The organism is Phormidium sp. CCY1219 (genome assembly GCF_055795085.1).
The window spans coordinates 1-15,599 of the sequence record NZ_JAYFEQ010000360.1; the positions used below are offsets into that span (position 1 = coordinate 1).

General features: G+C 52.1%; 11 protein-coding genes. 3 read left to right on the forward strand and 8 right to left on the reverse strand.

All coding sequences use genetic code 11. The features are described from left to right. The first annotated feature begins 229 nt into the window (after positions 1-229). Positions 230-574 carry a YbaB/EbfC family nucleoid-associated protein gene (locus AC0QH1_RS06880; protein WP_324630237.1) on the forward strand — a complete coding sequence of 115 codons (345 nt, stop codon included), beginning with the start codon at positions 230-232 and terminating at the stop codon, positions 572-574. Between the two features lie 381 nt (positions 575-955). Further along, positions 956-1,450, forward strand: a complete 495-nt coding sequence (locus AC0QH1_RS06885) for a low molecular weight protein-tyrosine-phosphatase (protein ID WP_324630238.1) — start codon at positions 956-958, stop codon at positions 1,448-1,450. Between the two features lie 50 nt (positions 1,451-1,500). Here AC0QH1_RS06885 and AC0QH1_RS06890 read toward each other — a convergent pair whose 3' ends face one another. The 8 genes from AC0QH1_RS06890 to glpX form a co-directional block, all read right to left on the reverse strand. Further along, positions 1,501-2,214: a response regulator transcription factor gene (locus AC0QH1_RS06890; protein WP_324630239.1), complete on the reverse strand. Its 714-nt coding sequence runs from the start codon at positions 2,212-2,214 to the stop codon at positions 1,501-1,503. A gap of 173 nt (positions 2,215-2,387) precedes the next feature. After that, entirely contained in the window at positions 2,388-3,974 is a 1,587-nt protein-coding gene (locus AC0QH1_RS06895; RefSeq protein ID WP_324630240.1) for a glucose-6-phosphate isomerase, read from the reverse strand. Positions 3,975-4,131: 157 nt separating this feature from the next. Then, the gene (locus AC0QH1_RS06900; RefSeq protein ID WP_324630265.1) at positions 4,132-4,404 is read right to left on the reverse strand and encodes a cytotoxic translational repressor of toxin-antitoxin stability system; all 273 of its coding nucleotides are present in this window, start codon (positions 4,402-4,404) and stop codon (positions 4,132-4,134) included. 61 nt (positions 4,405-4,465) lie between these two features. Further along, positions 4,466-4,684: a hypothetical protein gene (locus AC0QH1_RS06905; protein ID WP_324630242.1), complete on the reverse strand. Its 219-nt coding sequence runs from the start codon at positions 4,682-4,684 to the stop codon at positions 4,466-4,468. 114 nt (positions 4,685-4,798) lie between these two features. Continuing rightward, positions 4,799-5,668, reverse strand: a complete 870-nt coding sequence (locus AC0QH1_RS06910; protein ID WP_324630243.1) for an SDR family oxidoreductase — start codon at positions 5,666-5,668, stop codon at positions 4,799-4,801. 170 nt (positions 5,669-5,838) lie between these two features. Beyond that, positions 5,839-8,886, reverse strand: coding sequence for a UPF0182 family protein (locus tag AC0QH1_RS06915; protein ID WP_324630244.1), 3,048 nt, complete (start codon positions 8,884-8,886; stop codon positions 5,839-5,841). 338 nt (positions 8,887-9,224) lie between these two features. Beyond that, positions 9,225-10,523, reverse strand: coding sequence for a glutamyl-tRNA reductase (locus AC0QH1_RS06920; protein ID WP_324630246.1), 1,299 nt, complete (start codon positions 10,521-10,523; stop codon positions 9,225-9,227). A gap of 355 nt (positions 10,524-10,878) precedes the next feature. Beyond that, a complete protein-coding gene (glpX, locus tag AC0QH1_RS06925; RefSeq protein WP_324630248.1) occupies positions 10,879-11,916 on the reverse strand; it encodes a class II fructose-bisphosphatase in 1,038 nt (345 codons plus the stop codon). 390 nt (positions 11,917-12,306) lie between these two features. Here glpX and AC0QH1_RS06930 point away from each other — a divergent pair, with 390 nt between their 5' ends. Next, on the forward strand, positions 12,307-15,501 hold the full coding sequence (locus AC0QH1_RS06930; protein ID WP_324630249.1) for a DUF7948 domain-containing protein: 3,195 nt from the start codon (positions 12,307-12,309) through the stop codon (positions 15,499-15,501). Positions 15,502-15,599 lie beyond the last annotated feature (98 nt).

Consider the following 15,599-nt stretch of genomic DNA (forward strand, 5'->3'; position numbering starts at 1 on the left):
CCTATGAGTCCGACTTGTCGGAAGTTCTAAAATCCCTCCGGGGAATCTCCGTCGCGTGATTCACGCAGAGTAGTCAAACAGCCCGGATAAAGTTCGCGCTGGAGATCGCGGAAAAACTGCGATCGCCCTTCGGTGGAACTCCACACAGAAGTTGCGTAGCACTTTGCAATCCGGCAACAAATTGCAAAAATTGAGAATTATAGTTTAACCCATACAGAGTTAACCCGTTATGGCAAAAGGACAGGGATTTGGCTTCAGTCTAGGAAAAATGAAAGAACTGACTGAAGCATTCAAAAAAGCACAACAAGTACAAGAAGGTGCCAAACAGCTTCAGGAAGAATTAGACGAACTCGAAGTCACTGGAGAAGCTGGCGGCGGTTTGGTGAAAGTGGTGATGAGTGGCAACCAAGAACCCCGTCGGGTGGAGATTTCTCCAGATGCCCTGGGTGAAGGAGCTGAGGTACTTTCAGAGTTGGTGAGCGTGGCAATGAAAGAAGCTTACACCCAATCCACCACCACCATGCGCGAACGGATGGAACAATTGACGGGCGGACTGAATATTCCGGGTCTCTAATTTCGATTGCCTCGCCCATTTCCCAACAGCGGAAATGGGCGAGCGATCGCATAGCTGGCGCTGTTTTGCAAGGCATCCATCCCTTGACAAAAACGCCAGCTATTTAATTGGGAAAAACCTCGAGGGGACAAACCCGTTACCAGAAATCTCCCGTAGGAGGCAACCGACAATTCGTCCTACAATAACATCTTCTATCCTACCCGATCGCGATCGCGAGCATGCGGCCTGCTGACGAAAAAAATATTACAATTCACCCCATCCCCACCCTGAAGCGGGAAACCACGCCTCCATTGGCGTTACCGTTCTGAGAAACGGCAACCCGGGGGAATCTAGAAAACCACAGAAGTGCAATTCACCACACAACCAGGGAAAAAATCAGCGATGCCTTATAAACTGTTGTTTGTCTGCCTTGGTAACATCTGCCGCACTCCGGCAGCAGAAAACATAATGAATGACCAAATCCGGCAAAGAAACCTACAAGATAAAATTATCTGCGACTCTGCCGGCACATCCAGCTATCATCTGGGGAGTCCGCCGGATCCGCGCATGGTGGAAGCTGCCAAAAAACGGGGCATGACCTTCATCGGACAAGCGCGGCGCTTTCAAAAATCCGATTTTGAGAACTTCGATTTAATCCTGGCAATGGATCGGGAAAACTACGCCGATATTCTCGCCCTAGATCCCCAGCAGAAATACAGACAAAAAGTCCGCATGATGTGTGACTTTTGCCGACACCACCAGCTCAAAGAAGTGCCCGATCCGTATTATGGCGGTCCCCAGGGATTCAACCGAGTCATCGATTTGCTAGTAGACGCCTGCGAGGGAGTGTTGGATTTTGTGATGCAAGGGCAATCGGAAACCGCGAAACCCAACTGAGGAAAGGCAAAGGGTGAAACCGCAATTTGCCATCCGCCACGAGAGTGGGATTATTCGACCATATGATGCTTCATGGCGAAGCGAACTAATTCGGCGCGATTGGTGGTGTCAGTTTTTCTAAACAGGGCGCTGACATATTTTTCCACGGTGCGCGGACTCAGGTGGAGACGATCGCCGATTTGAGCGTTAGAAAGACCCGTAGAGAGTAAATCCAACACCTCTCGTTCGCGATCGGTGAGGGGAATGGACCGAGGCCCCGACTCTCCGGTACAGGAGGATGGTTCGGCGGTTGGGGGAGGGCCGACCTGCAATGGCGATCGCTCCCCATTCCCATTTTTCGGGGGTGAGTGTGGTTCATCTCGCCGCGAGAAACGCCACTGGGCTTGGATAAGCTGCGATCGCTCCAATAGATTGCGAATCACTGCCCCCAACTCTTCCAATTCAAACGGCTTGGGCAAATAAACGTCACACCCAAGCTGATACCCTAAAATCCGTTCCCGGGTTGAGGCGCGCGCGGTCAAAAAAATCACCGGCAACAAGCGCAAGGCCGGTTTTTGGCGAATGCACTTCACCAGATCGTAGCCGTCCATTTCCGGCATGATGATGTCAGTGACCATCAAGTGGGGTTGATATTCCTCCACTTTCAACAGCGCCTCTTGACCATTAACGGCGCTAATCACCGAATAGCCAGACTCCTCCAGATAATGGCAGATCGACAGACGAATTGCAAAATCATCATCAACAACAAGAATCGTCAAGGGCATGGGGGGCAGAGTGCAAGCTTACTGAATGCAGACGCCACCGATGGGGTTGCCGTAAGCAGCCAAACGTGAAATCCAATCCTCCTATGGTCTCCCATTTGACTTCTCCCGGGTTCCACCGCAGTGGCGTCCATAACTTCTAGCCTAAGTCAATTCCCGCTTCAGGGGAAGCTACCTTACCGGGGAGAGACCATTAAACTGGCGGGTTGTGCCAAGTTGCCCGATAAGCTGACCTCTCGCTGATTGGCATCGAGATGGCGCAAGATGTGATAAATGGTTTCCACGCGATCGCTCGCCTGGGCTTTCTGCGCCAAGGCTTCTAGAGACAAGGGTTTTCCTTCGCTTTTCACCACCTGCACCACGCGCTTTTGCAGGTCCAAAATTGCCGCTGCTGCCTTTTTCCCCGCCTCTACACCGGGTTGGTGATAGGCATTAATATTGGTCAGGGAAGCATAGAATCCCACGGCGCGATCGTAAAGCGCGATTAATGCCCCCACGGTGCGCGGATTCACTTCCGGAATCGTCAGGGTAATCGAATCGCGCTGGTTATCGTAAATTGCTTTGCGAGTCCCGTAGAGAAACCCCATTAAATAATCCCCCGTCGTCACTCCAGTATCGATTTCGGGCGACTCTCCGTGGCGATCGTGCAATACCTCAATCAATGTCAAAAAGAAATTCGGCACCCCTTCGCGCAGTTGCTGCACGTAAGCGTGCTGATCCGTGGATCCTTTATTCCCATACACCGCAATGCCTTGATGTACGATATTGCCGTCGAGGTCTTTCTCTTTCCCCAAAGACTCCATCACCAATTGCTGCAAGTAACGACTGAATAGCAATAGGGAATCTTTGTACGGTAGCACTACCATGTCTTTTTCGCCGCGCCCGTTGCCGACAAAATACCAGGAGAGCGCCAGGAGGGCGGCGGGGTTTTGTTTGATGTCCGAAATGCGGGTGGCATCGTCCATTTCCTTGGCACCGGCTAACATGGCGCGAATGTCAATTCCCTGCAATGCGGCGGGGACTAAGCCGACGGCGGACATTTCTGAGGTGCGTCCTCCTACCCAGTCGTGCATGGGGAAGGTGTCGATCCAGCCTTCGGATTTGGCTTGTTTGTACAGGGCACTGTTGTCGCCGGTGATGGCGACGGCATGTTTGGCGAAGTTCAATCCCTGACGGGCAAAGGCGTTTTCTACTTCGATCGCGCCGTTGCGCGTGTCTGGGGTGGTGCCGGATTTGGAAATCACCAAGACGAGGGTGGTAATCAGCCGGTCTTTGAGCTTTTCGAGGAGGGCGTCGATGCCGGCAGGGTCGGTGTTGTCGATAAAGTGAATCGCCATCGGGGGAAAATCGGCGGCGAGGGCTTCTGCCACAAATTCCGGCCCGAGGGCGGATCCGCCAATGCCAATGGAGAGGATGTCGGTGAATTTGGACGCTTCTGGGGGATGGATCTCTCCACTGTGGACTTTTTTGGTCCAGGCTTCGATATGTTCGAGGTTTTCGACGATATCTTTTTTGAGTTCGGCATTGGGGGCCAGATCCGGGTTTCGCAACCAATAGTGCCCCACCATCCGGTTTTCGTCGGGATTGGCGATCGCTCCTTCTTCTAAGGCTTCCATGTCTTTAAAGGCTTTCTCGAATTTCGGCTTCATGGATTCGACGAATCCTTCATCGAATCGCATCCGACTGACATCGAGATAGAATTGTAGCCCTTCGTGATAGTAGAGCCAGTTTTGATAGCGTTGCCAGAGTGCAGCAGCATCCATACGATTTCTCAACTTATCTTGTTTTCACTAACCACAAGTTTACAAAAGAGAGGTGGAATGCTATTGTCTGTGGGAAGCATTTTCCCGGCAGTATAGACACAATCGTGCCGGCGAATGAGGACTATCGCGCCGCATCAATTCCTTTGTAACTACTCATTCACTTATAGGCGTCTCCCACCTCGGGAATGGGGAGAATGCGAAGGAACTTGACTACGTGACCGATGACCTCGATGGCAATCAGGTAATTGTCGAAGCGAAACCGATAAAAAATCGGACTGGAACCCAACTGATGGAGGTCTGGCAAGTCTTGGAGGCGATCGAGATGCACGAATTTATGGAAGACGAACTCATAGACCCGCTCAAAGTTTGGGGGCTTTAAGCGGTTTAGATCGCGAAGAAACGACCGAGTGTAGCGCACGTCGAGAAGCACGGATGGCAAAAGTTTCCCCTCTCTGACTAGACAGCAGGGATGTTTGAGTGATTAGAGATTATCATAGCAACTCCAAAAATTTTATGGCCGCTTCACGGGTGAGGCTATCTCCCGGGGTCAGATTGCTCTGGGCTTCCTGAATTGCCCGCAGCACGTACAGGTCGTAATAAAGACTTTCTACCACATTCCGGACTTGTTGTAAATCCTCATCAGACATTTGCTCGACTTGCCAATACAGTTGATGAATTAGGTGGCGGACTTTTTTTCTCAAAACACTCATGGATTTGCCTAGCTCGTGAGTTGTTGCTGCTAGTTTATCCTATTTTAGAGTCGGTAGAGGAAATTTTCGATGCGCCTCCTATGGGGCAAGTTTTGGCGACTATCACCTCCGCTTTCACTTGGGATGCAGCCCCATTTTACGGGAGATTAGCCAATCTTTGAACCGATCCGGGAACCGGGCGATCGCGGCTTTCACGTAAATGCCCTCCCCTACTAAATAGCGGGTTTTTGGTTTGGGGGAAGCGATCGCATGGATTGCGGCTTTTGCTACATGTTCGGGTGCAATCCCCGTGGTTTCCGATGCAAACATATTTGCTTTTATGTTTTCCACCATTTCTCCATACAGGCGTTTGAATTCGGTGGGATTGGGGAGGGTATCGATAATTTTCTCCGCCGCCGTTAATGATTTATGCCAAATCGGGGTATTGATGCTTGCCGGTTCGATGAGGCTAACCGCAATGCCCCAAGGTTGCAACTCCATTCGCAACGAATCGGTTAAGGCTTCTAGGGCAAATTTTGAGGCACAATAAGGGCCGAGAAAGGGAAAGGCAATTTTGCCGGAAACTGACCCCATATTCACGATTCGTCCTCGCGCTTGGCGTAGTAATGGCAAAAACACCTGGGTGGTGGCAATTTGTCCGCAAACGTTGACATCTAACTGCTTTCTGAGTTCTTCGATGGGAATGAATTCTAATGGGGAAGCAATGGCAATGCCGGCATTGTTGATTAAGGCATCTAAACCGCGATCGCCTACGGTTTCGCGCACTTTTTGGCAAGCGGTTTCCAGGGTTTGGCGATCGCAGATATCGATAATCACGGGGGTCAATCGTTCGGACGCGAGTTGTTTTAATGCGTCTGCATCTTCCCACTTGCGAACGCCTGCAAATACTTGATAGCCTAATTCATCCAGTGCGATCGCGCAAGTTTTGCCAATGCCGGTGGATGCCCCTGTAATCACAACTGTGGGATTGACTTTTTCCTTCATTTGTGCTATAATAATAAACCCTATTTATTGCAATCAATCAAGCCAAATATTCAACCTATTTATAGCAGGTGTGAACGAATTTTGTTGGCGTTGGCGGTAGTTTGGCTCAGTTCCCAGAGCAATAATTCTGGGAACGAGGCCAACCTTTTTCCCTGCAATTTTCCCTAAACTTATTGTAAATCTAAAAGCGGTTCATCTAGGGGAATAGAGGGTTGTTCGAGAGGTCGAATGATAGTCGGCGATGTGGTATTTTCGCGTGCCTCTTGTTGAAATATGGCTTTCAAAGCCATATTGAGAGTTTCTGCCATCACGATTTGATTTTCATAGGCAACAATGACCCGAGCTAAAATGGGCAGACTATTTTCTTCGGCTTCGATGTAAAGCGGTTCGACATAGAGCAAAGACTGTTCGATAGGAATGACTAACAAATTGCCTTGAATCGCGCGAGACCCTTGGCGATTCCACAGAGAGATTTGCTGGGAAATAATCGGGTCTTGATTGATGCGCGCTTCAATTTGCTCTGGTCCGTAGACTAGTTCTTGTTTGGGGAACTGGTAGAGCAAAAGTTTGCCATAATTAATGCCATCGGAACGACCCGCCAACCATGCAATTAAGTTGTTGCGACTTTTCGGCGTAAAGGGGTGCAGCAGAATAAATTCTTCTGAGGTTTCCGTGGGAAGTTTCATAATCAGATAGTAAGGTTCCACGGGTTGGCGTTCGCTGGCATAGATTTCGTTTGGAACCCGCCATTGGTCTTCTCGGTTATAGAAGACTTGGGTATCGGTCATGTGGTAGGTGAGCAAGCGTTCGGATTGGATATTAAAGAAATCCACCGGATAGCGAATGTGACTGCGAAGCGTCACCGGCATGGTGTCGATGGGTTTGAGCAGGTTGGGAAAAATAGCGTTCCAGGTATTGATAATGGGGTCCGAGGGGTCGGCGATGTAGAAATCCACGTCACCATTGTAGGCATCCACGACGACTTTGACCGAGTTGCGGATGTAGTTAAATTTGTCCGGACCGGGTTCGGAATAGGGGTAGCGATCGCTAGTGGTATAGGCATCGACGATCCAGTAGAGGAAGGTATCGTCGGAGGGGGAAGATTGGGTGGAGGGAGAGACGCCAGGGTTGTATAATCGGGTATTGGCCACCACCAGATAGGGGTCGCTATCGAATTTCAGGAATGGCGCGATCGCTTGAATGCGCTGTTTGATATCCCGGCGGAATAACAACTTGGTGTCCGGGGTAAAATTATCCGTAAATAACATTTGCCAATTATTTAAGTATTTGGCAAAGCTCAAGCGACGCCACCAAGCGCCGATGGGAATCCCACCGTTCCCGTCGTAGGTATTGTAAACATTTTCATCGCCACTGGGATAGTCCAGTTCTTTCACCTTGCTGGGGGCCATGACGTAAGTATCGGTAATTTCGCCGTAGTAAAGGCGGGGATGACCGATGGGAATGCTGGCGCGAATCCGATCCTCTGTGGTGCGTAAGGTACTTTCGATAACGCTAGAGGGGTCTATGCCGATATCCCGGACGAAATAATCGGGTAAGCCGCCCGGACCGACAGTATTCACGGGGCTGAGGGTAAAGCCGTAGCCGTGAGTATAAACCAGGTGTTGGTTAATCCAGGTTTGGGCTTCGGCGGGAACGGCGCTGTAGTCCAGTTCGCGGGCGGCGAGGATGACTTGCTGGCGTTCCGTGGGGGGTTCGTTGGGTTCCGGGTCGGCTTTTTTCAGGGTATAGCGATCGATGTCGGCGTCGGGAAATTTGTAGTAAAGGCGAATTTGCTGGAGTTGACGATTGGTTTGCAGGAGGGGGCGGCTATCCCAGAGGCGGATATTGCGGATAGTGAGGTCATTTTCCAGGATATCCTCGTAGGTGAGGGTATCTTGGGGGTTAAAGATTCGGACATCGATGCGGGCGAGGTCGAACGCTTGGCGAGTAAAGGCGATGCTGCGTTCGATGTAAGGGCGTTCCCGTTCGAGTTCGTTGGGTTGGACGATAAAGCGCTGTACTGCGCCGGGGATCAGGTAGCCGCCGATCGCCACCAGGGAGATATATACACCTAATATCTGCAGAACGCGCCCGAGTTCTTGGGGTTCGCGTTTGCCTCCTCTGAGTTGGAAGAGGAGAAACAGGGCGATCGCGGCGGCGAGGAGGCTCAAGCCGGTATCCATCCAGAGTTCGGCATTGGCTTCGGTATAACTGGCCCCATAGGTGACGCCGGCAGCTGAATAAAGTAGTTGATAGCGCAGCAGCCAATAGCGCAGGGCGATCGCCAACATCGTAGCAGCGCCCAAACCATGTAGGTGGCGCAATTGGGCTTCGGAAAAGCCGGGAAATCGACCTTCGCTGATGCTATTTCCGGAGACGAGATAGACGATTCCCGAGGCGCATAGGGCGAATAACAATACCCCAATTAGCCAAAATTCTAGTAATTCCCACAGGGGAAAGGTGAAGATATAAAAGCCAATGTCTCGGTGAAATACGGGGTCGGTGAGATTAAAGGCGCTGGGATGGAAAAAGACCAGCACTTTGGCCCACTGACCGGAGAGGATGGATCCGAAGCCCAAACTGAGTAAGGCGGCGATCGCGTAGAGCACGCGCGGTTCTATCATCACCACCACCGTCAACAGCAGCAGCAGTCCCATTTGCCACCAGCTTGCGGACGCCTGCTGAAAGACTTCTTCTCCGGATTTAATGCCAAATCCTACTGGGATGGAGGGAGAATCCACCAACATCCAAGAGTTGGGTTGCCAATATTCTGCTGCGACTTGCCCGTAGTAAATCACGATCGCCCCCACCAGGAGTCCCAAGAGTGCCAGCAGCGCCAATAGGGTTTCCAGGCGCACGGCGGTGGCGGGATTGGGGGTGGGGAAGGGGGGGTTGGGAATGGGATAGCTAATTTGGCGCTTCCATCGGTCTTGTCCTTGGGGTTGTTGGGGGAAACTGCGGCTGAGTAGTCCTAATTTCCCATACTTGAGCCGAGACGCGAGGAGGAGATTTGCGCCGAGAAAGCCGCCGGTCATCAGGAGTCCCAGCAGCAGTAAGGCAAAGCGGGTTCCGATCCGCAGCCAAAATACGTCTGAGTAGCCTACTTCGGCAAACCAGAGGCTTTCGGTGGTGATGCGGGCGAATAGCTCTATGCCGATCCACAGACCCAGAATCACCGCGATCGCCGGCAAGGCGCTTTGCCACAACCCTTTTTGCATAGCAATTTTAGAATAATAGAGTTTAGACTGTAGAGTTTTAATTTTAGCTCGCTGGCAGGTTCAACGCCCGAGTGCGAGGGCTTCGATACATTTTCTTTGCTTATTTTCCCAATGATTTTTATCCCCTCCTCGGGAGGATAGAGGTGGAGTGGCTTGGCTCCCTGGACTCCGAAAAATAGGAGCCGAAGAGTCGAGAAACAAAACAGCGGCGGCGAACGAAAAAGAATATTTTCCGATTTTCCGACCTTCTGTTTCCCGACTCTCCGGCAAAAAATGTGCAATTTAGATGTTTTAAATCCGAAAGAGAAGGAAAGAGCGGGCGATCGCGAATGGTCGCGTTAGCTGTACTGTTGACCGGAGCGCTGATCCGACTCCAGATTAAACAGCACTCGTAACGTTTCCATTGCTTGACGGCGCGCCTCAATATCTTGCTGCGCCCGCAATTGCACCATTGGGTCGTGTAAAATCTTATTAACGATCCCGCGCGTGAGGGCTTCAATCACCTCTTGATGTTTTTCAGCAAATTCCGATCCCAAGCGAGACAGAGCTTTTTCTAACTCTTGTTCGCGAATGGTTTCGATTTTTTGCCGCAAGCAGCTAATGGTGGGCACGGTTTCCAGACTGCGCCACCACACATCAAACGCTTCGACCTCTTCTTCGAGCAATCCTTCCGCTTCCATTGCCATTTGGCGGCGACTTTCTTGGTTTTGAGCCACCACAGCTTTCAAGTCATCCACATTAAATGCTTGAACGTTGGGCAATTCGTTCACATCGCCGTCCACATTGCGCGGGACGGAAATATCAAACAGCATCAATTGGCGATCGGGGTTTAAACCGGATTCGAGTACCGCGCGATCGAGCAGGGGTTGATTAGAGGCGGTACTGGTAAAGACAATATCCGATTCGGCAATCACCTGCATCATATCCGACAACAGATGAAGTTGCAGTTCCACATCTTTAAACTTAGCCGCCAATTCTTCTGCCCGTCGCAAGGTGCGGTTGACGATGCAGATTTCCGTGGCTCCTTTCGCCAGGAGATGTTGCACCAGCAGGCGAGACATTTTACCCGCGCCAAGAATGGTGACGCGAGAACTGGCAAAATCTTGCATTTTAACCAAGGCGAGTTCCACCGCCGCCGAGCTGATGGAGACTGCACCGGTGCCGATGCTGGTTTCGGTTCGCACCCGCTTCCCTGCGGTAATGGCTTGTTTGAGCAGGCGGTTGAGAATGCGTCCGACGCCTTTATGTTGCTGGCCCAGTTTGTGGGTATTTTTGACCTGAGCGAGGATTTGCCCTTCGCCGAGTACCAAGCTATCCAAACCGGCTGCCACGCGCATCAGATGCATGACGGCATCTTCTTGCAGCAAAATAAACAGATGTTGGCGCAGTTGCTCGACGGGGAACTGACTGTGTTCCGAGAGAAATTGGATTAATTCTCGAACCCCGGCGTCGGTGGAGCTGGTGACGAAATAAATTTCTAAGCGATTGCAGGTGCTAAGGATAGCAACTTCTTCAATATGGGGATAACTGCATAAATGGGCGATCGCTTCTTTCGTCTGCGGTTCTGGAATGCTTAGCTTTTCGCGAATTTCAACCGGTGCTGTCTTATGGCTAAGACCTACGACTGCAATATTCATCCTTTCTCCCTGAAGTTTTTAGTCTTGCAAGCCTGACGCGATGTACTTGTACTGGAAAGACCAGTATTGAATTGCGTCCAGAGCGATTGAATTAATCGAGTTGTTTTGTGTGTATCTTAATTCAACCCGGGGTGCATTTGTACCCTGCACCGCATTTCCCGAACGATCTGTCCAGGCTTTTCTCGCCGTTCCACCACTGTTTTCCGAGGGCGGAGAGGGGCGGCATTGTCTGGTCCGCCCCACAGGCGGAAGTCGGAAAAATAGTGTGAGAGCCGTTCGGGATACTCACTCCTCTATTCCCCAATTTATCTGACTTTTTCCGTCTTCCTGGTGCAACAGCGCCTCAACTTGTGGGTTAACGCAATTGCAGGTTCTTCGGATGGTCGAACATGTGAACCGTGTCCACAAAGCGAGCGGTTTGCGACTGACTCGAAATCACCAGGGCTTGAGTGCGCGCGCCGCCGTGGAAGAAGCGGACGCCTTCCATCAAGGTACCGGGGGTAATGCCACAGGCGGCGAACAGCACGGTTTCGCCACCGGCTAATTCTTCCGCGTTGTACACTTTATCGGGATCCTCGATCCCCATTTCTTTCAGGCGAGCGATGTTGCCTTCTTTGCTTTCGCCAATCAGTCCGGTTTTTACCACATCGGGGTCGTAAATGAGCTGACCTTGGAAGTGTCCGCCCAAGCAGCGCATAGCGGCGGCGGAAATCACGCCTTCTGGTGCCGCACCGATACCCATCAGGGCGTGAATGTTGGTTCCGGAGAAGGCGCAAGACAAGGCGGCGGAGACGTCGCCATCGCTAATCAGACGCACCCTGGCTCCAGCGGCACGGATTTCTTCGATCAGTTCTTTGTGACGGGGCCGGTCCATGACCACCACCACCAGTTCCTCGATGGAACGATTCATGCAATCCGAGATAATTTTCAGGTTCTCGGTGGGGGTTTTATTGATATCCACATGGTTTTTGGCCACGGCGGGGGCCGCCAGTTTCTTCATGTAGAAGTCTGGGGCGCGGAATAGTCCGCCTTTTTCGGAAATGGCGAGTACCGCCATCGAGCCGTTTTGTCCGTAGGCGACCAAGTTGGTGCCTTCGCAGGGGTCAACGGCAATATCGATTTCGGTGAGCTGATCGGGTTCGCAGTATTGACCGGCATCTTCGCGGGTGCAGATGCCTACTTCTTCGCCGATGTACAACATCGGGGCTTCGTCGCGCTCTCCTTCACCGATGACGATTCTGCCGCGCATGTGGATTTTGTTCATCCGTTCGCGCATTGCTTCTACCGCTACGTGGTCGGCGGTGTTTTTGTCGCCTTTACCCATCCATCGAGCGGAGGCGATCGCCGCTTGCTCGACTACTTCAATAATCTCTAAGCCGATTACATTATCCACGGAAATTTATCCTCCCAACTGCCTTACTAGGCGCATATCTGCTGGCTACAACCGTCTAAAAGTCTATCAGAGTCCGGATACCCTTGCCGATTCTGTCTGGGCTGAGTTTTTGTTAAGTTTTGCTGCGCTTCGGGACTGGCGCTTCTGTGACTTAGACTGGGAGGGAATTTCGCGCTTTTGAAAATTTTATGACACTCCACTTTGGCTTTTGGCGCTTTTCCCGCTGTGGGCAGTTTGGCGGTGGCGATCGCACCTACGCACGGATCCTCCTTCGCGGGGTTTCCCCCTTGGGTAAATCACAATCCCTTTTGCCCTAAATACCGACTCTGGCAAAAAGCTGCTACTCTGGTTTCTGCAGCAATCCCCTATCCGAAGCGCGCAAATCAACTCATGCAAGACATCTTAGGTGTTGAGGAGTCGGCCATTGACTTTCCAGAGGATCCGGTAAGCCCGCTCGCCCTGGGTCGCGATCGCCTATTTTCCCACCCCACCGACAATCTCCCCCCGTCTGGTGGGTTCGATGGCGATTTTTATCTGCGCTCTTACCCCGATGTAGCCGCAGCGGTTGCCACTGGCTCGTTTGACAGTGCGTGGCAACATTGGCTGCTCTACGGTCAGGGGGAAGGTCGCTGGCCGGTGCCTCCTGAGTCCCCGGCGGATGCGATCGCCGTGGATCCCCTGACCGGCAACTCCCCGGTTTCTGTGCAACTGCAAAACCAGTTCTCGACTTTACCATTAAGTTTTATTACAAATGCTGGACAATTTGACCCTGATGTGCAGTTCCAGGTCAAAGGTGCCGGCCATACTCTGTTTTTCACGCCGGAGGAAGTGGTCTTCTCCGCCTCGGCACCCAGCGCGCCTCAAGGTAACGCCGACCCCCTGACTACGGAGGTGCGTCAGCGCTTTCTCGGTGCTAATCCCCAACCGGCGATCGAAGGTAGGGACAAACTCCCCGGGGTCGCCAACTTCATCGGCACCGATTCTTCCCTCTCCTACCATAATGTTTCCACCTATGAAAACATCGCCTATCGTCAACTTTACGAGGGCATTGACTTAATTTATAGCGGCACCGATGGCACCCTGAAAAGCGAATTTATTGTCGCCCCCGGTGCTGACCCCAACCAAATCCAAATCAACTATAGCGGCACGGAGGCCATCACCCTGCGCGAGGATGGCGCACTTATCTTGCATACTCCCCTGGGCGAATTAATCGAAACTGCTCCGGTGGTTTACCAAGATATCGAAGGCACCCGGGTCGCCATTTCTGCCTCTTACCAAATCGGGGAAAATAATACGGTTGCTTTTAATCTGGCCGAATACAATCCAGACTATCCCCTAATCATCGATCCAACTTTGCAATATTCCACCTATTTAGGCGGAAACTTGCAAGATACGGGAGAAGCGATCGCGCTGGATGGTGCGGGCAACATTTACCTGACGGGCAACACGATTTCCCGGGATTTCCCCACGCAAATCCCTATCCAAGAAACTCTCAGCAATCCCGAATCCTTCGCATTTGATGCCTTTATCACCAAAATCTCTAACGATGGCAGTTCCATCATTTACTCTACTTACCTCGGGGGCACTGGTGAAGAAAACAGCTTAGATATCGCCGTTACTGCAGGGGGCAATCCCATCATCACCGGGCAAACTCGTTCCCCGGATTTCCCCACTACCAATACTGCATTGCCGCCGCCGGAGGTGGAGGAAGATGCCGATCGCGTGGATGCCTTTGTCACTAGACTGACGTCCAATGGCGCTTTTCTGGAATACTCTACTTACTTAGGCGGAACTCAATTCGATTCGGGGAATGGAATTACCCTGGATACAGAAGGCAACATTTACGTTGTCGGGGAAACCAATTCCCAGAATTTCCCTACTGTAAATCCGATTCAAGATACCCTGGGAGAAGGGGGACAAGAATCGGATATTTTCATCAGTAAGTTTTCGCCGGTGGGCGAGTTGCTGTACTCTACCTATTTGGGCGGATTTAGTCGGGATGTGGGGAATGCGATCGCGGTGGATACTGGCCAAAATATCTATATCACCGGCCAAACCAATGCGGATAATTACCCCTTGGTGAATGAATTTCAACGGCGTTTCAGCGGGGGCGGCGATGCGTTTGTGACGAAGCTCAATCCCGAGGGCAGTGAGTTGATTTTCTCCTCTTTCTTGGGAGGACGCGATCGCGATGTGGGGAATGCGATCGCCGTGGATCCGGCAGGAAATGTGTATGTGGCCGGCACCTCCGGGGTCCCGCGCGCGGCACAACCACAAGCGATTCAAGGGTTAGGGGATTTCCCGGTGGAAAATGCCTTGCAAGGGTCTTTGCGTGGGTTATCCGATGCCTTTGTCACGAAACTGTCTCCTAGTGGCGAGACGGTGATTTTTTCCACCTTTCTGGGCGGAAGTGGTTTTGAAGAAGGCAACGATATGGCGATCGACCGGGAGGGGAATGTTTACATTACCGGGGAGACCAATTCTGCGGACTTGCCTACCTTATTTGTGGTACAACCCTCCTTTGGCGGGAGTGGCGATGCGTTTGTGGGCAAGTTGACGGCGACGGGAGAGGCGATCGACTATTTAACCTACCTGGGAGGAAATGGGTTCGACGCGGGGAATGGAATTGTGGTGGATAGTGCGGGAACTGCTTATGTGACGGGACAAACGGCGTCGGTTAATTTCCCGACGGTGAATCCCTTACCGGAAATGCCGGGAGGAATTGCGGGAGATGCGTTTGTGGCGGCGATCGCACAACCGTTGCCCCCACCGCCCCCGCCACCGCCGGAACCCACACCGCCGCCTGGAGGGGAAGTTCCGCCGCCTGGAGGGGAAGTTCCCCCAGGGCCACCGCCACCGCCGCCACCGCCGCCAACGTTTGAAAACCTAATCGAGTTTGTCTCCCAAACGGGTCTCGATCCGCTGACGGTGTATTTTGACGAGTCGCTTTATTTAGCACAAAACCCGGATATCGCCGCAGCAGTAGAGGCGGGTGACATTGCCAGTGGGTTGGAACATTTTCGGGTGTTCGGCGAGGCGGAGGGACGCGAAGCCCCCACCCCCCTATTCGATGAAGGGGAGTATCTGGTGGACAATCCCGATATTGCGGCGGGGGTTGCGGCTGGGGTGTTTGAAAGTGGGTTCGACCATTTCGTGAATTTTGGGTTTTTTGAAGGGCGCGATCGCCGCGCGACGCTTTTTCTGGAAGACTTTTATCGCGAGCAAAATCCCGATATCGCTGAGGCGATATCGGCGGGGGTTTTTGATACGGCATTCGGTCACTATATCCAATTCGGACAGTTTGAAGCACGCCGTCCTAATGTGGCTTTTGACGAGAATTTTTATCTGGCCGAAAATCCAGAAGTGGCGGCGATCGTTCGCGCCGGTGGGTTTAACAGTGGGTTCGACCATTTCGTGGAATTGGGGGAATTACAGGGTCGTCAACCTAGCCCGATTTTTAACGAAAATGCCTATCTACTGGCGAATCTCGATGTTGCCCGGGCGGTGAATCGCGGGGTGTTTCGCAGTGGGTACGAACATTTCGTTTTGTTCGGTTTTGAGGAGGGCCGTTCCGGTACGGGATAAGCTACAATAAACCAGCGCCAGTCTCGTCAAGGTGCAAACCTCCCTGGCGATCGGGTGTGGTTTTCCCTCCTTGGCGATCGGGCAATTCATTTGTAAGG

What these genes read in the sequence shown, in the direction of transcription:
- AC0QH1_RS06880 (WP_324630237.1), top strand. Translation starts at nt 230, where the DNA reads ATGGCAAAAGGACAGGGATTTGGCTTCAGTCTAGGAAAAATGAAAGAA.
- AC0QH1_RS06885 (WP_324630238.1), top strand. Translation starts at nt 956, where the DNA reads ATGCCTTATAAACTGTTGTTTGTCTGCCTTGGTAACATCTGCCGCACT.
- AC0QH1_RS06890 (WP_324630239.1), bottom strand. Translation starts at nt 2,214, where the DNA reads ATGCCCTTGACGATTCTTGTTGTTGATGATGATTTTGCAATTCGTCTG.
- AC0QH1_RS06895 (WP_324630240.1), bottom strand. Translation starts at nt 3,974, where the DNA reads ATGGATGCTGCTGCACTCTGGCAACGCTATCAAAACTGGCTCTACTAT.
- AC0QH1_RS06905 (WP_324630242.1), bottom strand. Translation starts at nt 4,684, where the DNA reads ATGAGTGTTTTGAGAAAAAAAGTCCGCCACCTAATTCATCAACTGTAT.
- AC0QH1_RS06910 (WP_324630243.1), bottom strand. Translation starts at nt 5,668, where the DNA reads ATGAAGGAAAAAGTCAATCCCACAGTTGTGATTACAGGGGCATCCACC.
- AC0QH1_RS06915 (WP_324630244.1), bottom strand. Translation starts at nt 8,886, where the DNA reads ATGCAAAAAGGGTTGTGGCAAAGCGCCTTGCCGGCGATCGCGGTGATT.
- AC0QH1_RS06920 (WP_324630246.1), bottom strand. Translation starts at nt 10,523, where the DNA reads ATGAATATTGCAGTCGTAGGTCTTAGCCATAAGACAGCACCGGTTGAA.
- AC0QH1_RS06930 (WP_324630249.1), top strand. Translation starts at nt 12,307, where the DNA reads ATGCAAGACATCTTAGGTGTTGAGGAGTCGGCCATTGACTTTCCAGAG.